At 72.0% G+C, this 4,758-nt stretch carries 4 protein-coding genes; 3 read left to right on the top strand and 1 reads right to left on the bottom strand.

The annotated features are described in order from the left end of the window. Positions 1 to 181 precede the first annotated feature (181 nt). From leuA to I5E_RS07305, 3 genes are all read left to right on the top strand, one after another. A complete protein-coding gene (leuA, locus tag I5E_RS07320; protein ID WP_022906403.1) occupies positions 182 to 1,951 on the top strand; it encodes a 2-isopropylmalate synthase in 1,770 nt (589 codons plus the stop codon). A gap of 258 nt (positions 1,952 to 2,209) precedes the next feature. Continuing rightward, positions 2,210 to 3,118, top strand: coding sequence for a DNA repair protein RecO (recO, locus tag I5E_RS07315; protein WP_022906402.1), 909 nt, complete (start codon positions 2,210 to 2,212; stop codon positions 3,116 to 3,118). Next, complete coding sequence (locus I5E_RS07305; RefSeq protein WP_022906401.1) at positions 3,115 to 3,912, top strand: isoprenyl transferase; 798 nt, start codon at positions 3,115 to 3,117, stop codon at positions 3,910 to 3,912. Before recO ends, I5E_RS07305 begins: the two co-directional genes overlap by 4 nt. A gap of 93 nt (positions 3,913 to 4,005) precedes the next feature. Here I5E_RS07305 and I5E_RS07300 read toward each other — a convergent pair. Beyond that, positions 4,006 to 4,758: LysR substrate-binding domain-containing protein (locus tag I5E_RS07300; RefSeq protein ID WP_022906400.1), on the bottom strand; the 753-nt coding region annotated here is incomplete at its 5' end.

The following is a 4,758-nucleotide window of genomic DNA, read 5'->3' as shown; positions in this document are numbered from 1 at the left end:
AAAAAAAAAACCTCCCGTCCGGTCGGTGCTGTCACACGCACCGTGCCCGGTGCTACGGTGGTCCCGATGTACTCGGCGCTCCTCCTCCTTCGCTGCCGCGACGAGGCCTGACACAACGGCCCACCTCGTCGCGGAGTCCGTCGTGGCCTGAACCACCCCTGACGACGAAAGCGACGAAACGATGCAGAACACCCAGCGCCCCTCGGGGATGCCGATCCACAAGTACGTCCCGTTCCACGAGCAGATCCGTGTCGACCTCCCGGACCGCACCTGGCCGACGAAGCGCATCGACGCCGCGCCCCGCTGGTGTGCGGTCGACCTGCGCGACGGCAACCAGGCCCTCATCGACCCGATGGACTCCGAGCGCAAGCGCGCGATGTTCGACCTGCTCGTCCGGATGGGCTACAAGGAGATCGAGGTCGGCTTCCCGAGCGCCTCGCAGACCGACTTCGACTTCGTGCGGTCCCTCATCGACGAGGGCGCCATCCCCGACGACGTCACCATCCAGGTGCTGACCCAGGCGCGCGAGCACCTCATCAACCGCACCTACGAGGCGATCGACGGTGCGAAGCAGGCCATCGTGCACCTGTACAACTCGACGTCGATCGTCCAGCGCGAGGTCGTGTTCCGCACCGACGTGCAGGGCGTCGTCGACATCGCGGTGTCCGGCGCCGAGCTGTGCCGCGCGGCCGAGGCGAACCTGCAGCACGACACGAAGGTCTTCTACGAGTACTCGCCCGAGTCGTACACGGGCACCGAGCTCGAGGTCGCCGTTGAGATCTGCAACGCCGTGCTCGAGGTCTTCGAGCCGACGCCCGACCGCAAGGTGATCATCAACCTGCCGGCCACCGTCGAGATGGCGACGCCGAACGTCTACGCCGACTCGATCGAGTGGATGTCCCGCAACCTGGCCCACCGCGAGGACGTCATCCTCTCCCTGCACCCGCACAACGACCGCGGGACCGCCGTCGCGGCCGCCGAGCTCGGGTACATGGCCGGTGCCGACCGCATCGAGGGGTGCCTGTTCGGCAACGGGGAGCGCACCGGCAACGTCGACCTCGTCGCCCTCGGGATGAACCTGTTCACGCAGGGGATCGACCCCGAGATCGACTTCTCGGACATCGACCAGGTCAAGCGGACCGTCGAGTACTGCAACCAGCTGCCGGTGCCGGAACGGCAGCCGTGGGCGGGCGACCTCGTCTACACGGCGTTCAGCGGCTCGCACCAGGACGCCATCAACAAGGGCTTCGAGGCGATGAAGGCCAAGGCCGCCGCCGCGGGCAAGGACGTCGACGAGATCGCGTGGGCAGTGCCCTACCTGCCCGTCGACCCGAAGGACATCGGCCGCTCCTACGAGGCCGTCATCCGCGTCAACTCGCAGTCCGGCAAGGGCGGTGTCGCCTACCTGCTGAAGACGGACCACGCGATCGACCTGCCCCGCAAGCTGCAGATCGAGTTCTCCGGGGTCGTGCAGCAGCACACCGACGCCGAGGGCGGCGAGTTCTCGTCCGAGCGCATCTGGGACCTCTTCCGCGACGAGTACCTGCCCGCCGCCGACGAGTCCGACAAGTGGGGCCGCTACGAGATCACGAAGACGGCGACGTCGAGCGACTTCGACGGCACGACGAAGCTCTCGGTCGCCCTGCGCGTCGACGACGGCTCGGTCGTGTCCGAGGCCGTCGGCACCGGTCCGATCGACGCGTTCCTCACGGTGATGCGGGAGCAGGGTGTCGACGTGACGCTCTACGACTACTCGGAGCACACGATGAGCGCCTCCGGTGACGCCCAGGCCGCGTCCTACGTCGAGCTCGACGTCGACGGTGTGCGGCTCTGGGGTGTCGGGATCGACGCGGACATCGCGACGGCGTCCCTCAAGGCGATCGTGTCGGCGGTGAACCGCGCGGTGCGCGCGGGCGCGGCGTCCGGCGCGTCGGAGCTCGTCTCCGCCTGAGACGCGGCCAGGCCAGGAGGCGCGGTGCGGGCTGGTCCCGCGCCGCGCCTCCTGGTGCGATGGGAGGTCGAATCGGGCGTACCTGGTCGTTCCTTCCGACCAGGTACGCCCGAAACCGGCAGGTACGCCCGGAACCGGCAGGTACCCCGGCGGGCGCGGCGGGCGCGGCGGGCGCGGCGGGCGCCGCGGGCGCGGCGCGGGCGCGGCGCGCGCGGGCCCCGGGCGCGGAGCGTCGGTGGGGAGGGGGATACTGGTCCAATGCCGCTGTACCGGGACGAGTGCGTCGTGTTGCGCACCCACAAGCTCGGTGAAGCCGACCGCATCGTGACGATGCTGAGCCGGCAGCACGGCAAGATCCGCGCCGTCGCGAAGGGCGTCCGGCGGACCGCGTCGAAGTTCGGGTCCCGCCTCGAGCCGTTCATGGTCGTCGACGCACAGTTCTACGAGGGCCGCTCGCTCGACATCGTCACGCAGGCCGAGTCCCTCGGCTCGTACGGCGCGCAGATCGTCGCGGACTACGGTGCGTACACGGCCGCGAGTGCGATGGTCGAGACGGCCGACCGCCTGAGCGAGGCGGACGCCGGACTCCAGCAGTACCTGCTGCTCGTCGGGGCCCTGCGTTCCCTCGCGCGCGGCGAGCACGTGACCACCGCCACGCTCGACTCGTACCTGCTGCGCGCGATGAGCATCGCCGGGTGGGCGCCCTCGTTCCGTGACTGTGCGGTGACCGGCGAGCCCGGCCCGCACTCGGCGTTCGTCGTGCAGCTCGGCGGCGTGGTGGCCGACCACGCGGCGCCTCCGGGGACACCGCGGCTCGACCCCGAGACCCTGCACCTGCTCGGCTCGCTGCTCGCCGGCGACTGGGGCACGGTGGACGCGTCGGACGAGCGCACCCGCTCCCGGGCCTCCGGCGTGGTGGCGGCGTACGCCCAGTGGCACCTGGAACGATCGCTCCGGTCGCTGCCGCACGTCGACCGCACCGAGCGCCCGTCGCCGGTGGCTCCCACACCCGGGGGTGTGCCGGCAGCGGTCGCGGCGACCCCGGCACCCGCACTGCCGGAGCCCGTCGACGAGACCCCGACCCCGGCGGACCCGACCACCTCGATCCCGGTCCGCACGCCACCGGACCCGACCCACGTGCCCGACCACGGAGGAACCCCTGCATGAGCCCGCGCCGCTACGCCGAGTCCGAGCCGCTGCAGCCCGTCGACTGGACGGGTGAGCAGCCCCCGGCGATCCCGGTGCAGTTCGTCCCCGAGCACGTCGCGATCGTCATGGACGGCAACGGGCGCTGGGCGAACCAGCGCGGCCTGACCCGGGTCGAGGGACACCGCGCGGGCGAGGCCTCGCTCCTCGACGTCGTCGCCGGTGCCATCCAGATCGGCGTCAAGCACGTGTCGGCCTACGCGTTCTCGACGGAGAACTGGAAGCGCTCCCCGGACGAGGTCCGGTTCCTGATGGGCTTCAACCGCGAGGTCCTGCACCGCCGCCGCGACCAGCTCGACGCGTGGGGCGTGCGGATCCGATGGGCGGGACGCCGACCCCGGCTCTGGCGCAGCGTGGTCGACGAGCTGCAGACCGCCGAGCGGATGACCGCCCACAACACTCGTCTCACGTTGACCATGTGCGTGAACTACGGCGGCCGGAACGAGATCGTCGACGCCGTCCGGGGCATGGCCGAGGACGTCGCGGCCGGGCGGATGAAGCCGAGCCAGGTCACCGAGAAGGCCCTCGCGAAGCGGTTGTACGTGCCGGACCTGCCGGACGTCGATCTGTTCCTCCGCAGCTCGGGGGAGCAGCGGACCTCGAACTTCATGCTCTGGCAGTCGGCCTACGCCGAGATGGTGTTCCTCGACCGGCTGTGGCCGGACTTCCGCCGCACCGACCTCTGGGGAGCGATCGAGCAGTACGCGCGCCGCGACCGACGCTTCGGCGGCGCGGTGGACGCACCGACCGCCTGACGGGAGGCGCGGGTCGGCGCCGCCCCGCGCCTCCAGTCCTGCGTGTCCCGGCTCCGCGAGACGCGCGCCGACGCCGGCGCCGGCGCCGGCGCCTCAGCCGAGCAGGTGCGCCGCACCGCCGACTGCGTCGAGCGTCGCCCGGACACTCGGGACCCGGTCGGCACCCCTCGCCACCACGACCTCGACGCGCCGCGCGAGCTCGTCGCCCGCCGGCGTGACCTCGACACCGGGCGGCACGACCGTGGTGGTCAGGGCGAGCCGGGGGAGCAGCGCCACGCCGAGCCCCGCTGCGACCAGCCCGACGACCGCTGCGGCGTTGTCGGTCTCGAGCACGATGTCGGGCGTGAACCCGGACGCCGCGCACGACGCGAGGAGGTGCCCGCGACAGCGTGGGCACCCGCCGATCCACCGCTCGTCACGGAACGCCGCGAGGTCTGCGACCTCGCCGAGCGTGTGCCCCGGAGCAGCGGCGGGCGTGACGAGCGCGAGCGGGTCCCGACCGAGGACGCGCGAGGTGAGCGTCGGGTCCGCGGCGACGTCGTCCCCCTGCAGGGCGTGCGAGAACGTCAGTGCGACGTCGACGTCCCCGCGCCGGAGGAGTTCGACGGCCTCGGGTGGCTCCGCCTCGACATAGGAGGTCGTCACCCCCGGGGTCTCCCGCGCCATGGTCGCGAGCACCGCCGGCACGAGGGTCGACGACGCGCTCGGGAACCCCGCGATCCGGACCCGTCCGCGGGCGAGGCTCCCGACCGCGTCGAGGTCCTCGCGCGCTGCGGCCAGGGCGGCCTGCACGGCGAGTGCGTGGTCGGCGAGGACGTGCCCGGACTCGGTCAGGGTCACGCCCCG

The organism is Curtobacterium sp. B18, from assembly GCF_000333375.1.
Lineage (GTDB): Bacteria > Actinomycetota > Actinomycetes > Actinomycetales > Microbacteriaceae > Curtobacterium.
This window is presented reverse-complemented; position numbering and strand designations above follow the sequence as displayed.